Origin of the sequence: Agrobacterium sp. MS2, assembly GCF_003261015.1 — a bacterium.
GTDB lineage: Bacteria > Pseudomonadota > Alphaproteobacteria > Rhizobiales > Rhizobiaceae > Agrobacterium > Agrobacterium pusense.
The window spans coordinates 1-2,333 of record NZ_QLNF01000034.1 but is presented as its reverse complement, the minus strand read 5'-3'; the positions used below and the strand labels follow the sequence as shown (position 1 = coordinate 2,333).

Below are 2,333 nucleotides of genomic sequence, written 5' to 3'. Positions count from 1 at the left end.
GGATCGACATTGTTCATTTTCGCTGTTTGAAGGAGCGTGGCGATTGTTGCCCAAGTCCTTCCACCGCCATCGCTGCCGGCGAAGAGGCTATTCTTTCTGGTAATTGTCTGGGGCCGGATTGCACGCTCGACTATGTTGTTATCGAGCTCGATGCGGCCGTCGGTGAGAAAGCGCTCGAAGATGGAGCGACGCGAGGTGGCATAGCGGATCGCCTCGGCCAGCTTCGACTTGCCAGAGATCCGCGGTAGGGTCTTCTGCCAGAGGGCGAAGAGCTCCGTGACAACCGCCGCAGATGTCGCCTGGCGCGCGGCGACACGGGCGTCAGGGCTTTGCCCGCGAGCCGTTTCTTCCACCTGCCAGAGCTTCGCCATCAGTTCCACCGTCTCGGTGGCGATCCTGGAGCTGTCTGAGGCGTGGAGCTCGTAGAACTTGCGCCTGCTATGGGACCAGCAATAGGCCAGCATCACGCCGTCATTGCCTCCGTCAGATCTGGCAAGCTTGTTATAGGCACCATGTCCGTCAACCTGCAGAATACCGCGATAGCCACTCAGATGCCGGGCGACCCGATCGCCAGCACGGCTATCTTCGAAGCGATAGGCAACCATCGGCGGGCTACTGCCACCGAAGGGTCTATCATCGCGGGCATAGGCCCAAAGCCAGGCCGTTCTGGCCGATCCGGATCCGGGCGCGAGTGTGGGCAACGTCGTCTCGTCAGCGAAGATACGCTCAGCCTTCTTGATCTCGGCGAGAATGTAGTCGGCCAGGATATCAAGTTCAAAGCCAAGCTTACCCATCCATTGAGCCATCAGCTTCCGGTCAAGCTCGACCTTGTCGCGGGCATAGATTGCCTCCTGCCGATGGAGCGGAAGGCCATCGGCATACTTCGAGACGGCGATCTGCGCGAGAAGCGCTTCCGTCGGAATGCCCGCCTCGATAATGTGCGCGGGTGCGGCGGCCTGAATGACGCCGTCTTCATTTTTGAAGGCATACTTCGGTCGGCGTGTGACGATGACGCGGAACTTTGCCGGCACGACGTCAAGTCGCTCCGAGACGTCTTCTCCGATCAGCACCTTCTGTTTGCCGACGTGTTCGGGCAGTTCATCCGGCTCGATCACTACTTCGACCCGTTCCAGATGCGGTGCGAAGCCTTTGCGCGGCCGCGGCGGTCGTTTGCTGTCGGGATGGGTTGCGCCCTTGTTGACCTGGGCTCGGATCGCAGCGATGCCGGTCTCGATTTCCTCGAAGACAAAGGCCTGCTGCTCATCATCGATGCCTGGAGAGCCGAGTTTTTCTGATCGCCGGCCAAAGCGGGCACGATCAAAGGCTTTCAGGATCTGGGTCAGTCGTTCGATGCGTTCATCAGCATCGGCGTTTCTGGCTTTCAGGTCTGCGACCTCGCTCTCAAGAGCATCGGTGCGCGCTGCCTTCTCGGCCATGGCAAGGACCATAGCTTTCAAGGTCTCTATATCATCCGGGAGCTGCAGATCGGGCGGCGTCATGACGTCTACTAGAGCATATTTTGCTCCGGTTTTCCTGCCCTTTCAGGCGGTTGATTCACTTTGCCGCAGGCATTTACCCAACAATCTCCGGCGGCTTCACCGCCACCGAACGCACCCGTTTCCAGTCCATGCCGTCAACGAGCGCCATGAGCTGGGCATGGTTGAGCTGGACTCGGTTGTGGCCTATCCGCGGCCAGCAAAACTGCGCCTTCTCCAGCCGCTTGGCGTAAAGGCAAACCCCGGATCCATCCCACCAGACGATCTTGATCCGGTCGGCCCGTTTGGCCCGGAAGACATAAAGCGAGCCGTTGAACGGATCACTGCCAGCATCCCGCACCAGCGACAGCAGGCTGTCCGGCCCTTTGCGGAAGTCGATGGGATGGCTGGCCAGGAAGACCTTTACACCTGCGGGGATCATGCTGAGCGAACCGCTCGGATGACACGCTGCAGATGCGCTTCTTCAACATGCCGGCCGACCCGCACGACGATACCGTCAACGTCGATTTCGACGACTGGGTCGGGGTCAGGTGCGACGCTCTGCGGATCAACTGGTGCTGCTAGTCCAGCCTCATCACTGCCCAACAGTTCTCTACGCCAGCGGTAGAGTTGAGACGGCAAGATACCGATCTGCCGCGCCACGGCAGACATGTTCACACCGGGCTGACATGCCTGCTCAACCGCTGTGGCCTTGAATTCGTCGGACCAGAACCGCCGCAACTGTCGCGGAGACCCGTCAAGGCGATCGGGCACCGCCTCGATCATTCGCATCAACCCAAGGCTAGCCGCAGGTCTAGACATAGATCCTCACATTCAGAGAACTCGTATGCCCGACAT

The 2,333-nt window shown here is 59.8% G+C and carries 3 protein-coding genes; all 3 read right to left on the bottom strand.

The features are described 5' to 3' along the window. Positions 1-1,499, bottom strand: a 1,499-nt coding sequence (gene tnpC / locus DOU54_RS13535) for an IS66 family transposase (protein ID WP_113731416.1), incomplete at its 3' end; no start/stop codon positions are given. Positions 1,500-1,572: 73 nt separating this feature from the next. After that, complete coding sequence (tnpB, locus tag DOU54_RS13530; RefSeq protein ID WP_044460335.1) at positions 1,573-1,917, bottom strand: IS66 family insertion sequence element accessory protein TnpB; 345 nt, start codon at positions 1,915-1,917, stop codon at positions 1,573-1,575. Beyond that, positions 1,914-2,261 carry a transposase gene (locus DOU54_RS13525; protein ID WP_193603336.1) on the bottom strand — a complete coding sequence of 116 codons (348 nt, stop codon included), beginning with the start codon at positions 2,259-2,261 and terminating at the stop codon, positions 1,914-1,916. Before DOU54_RS13525 ends, tnpB begins: the two co-directional genes overlap by 4 nt. Positions 2,262-2,333: the final 72 nt, after the last annotated feature.

Coding starts and splice junctions, on each gene's coding strand:
- tnpB (WP_044460335.1), bottom strand. CDS start 1,917: ATGATCCCCGCAGGTGTAAAGGTCTTCCTGGCCAGCCATCCCATCGAC.
- DOU54_RS13525 (WP_193603336.1), bottom strand. CDS start 2,261: ATGATCGAGGCGGTGCCCGATCGCCTTGACGGGTCTCCGCGACAGTTG.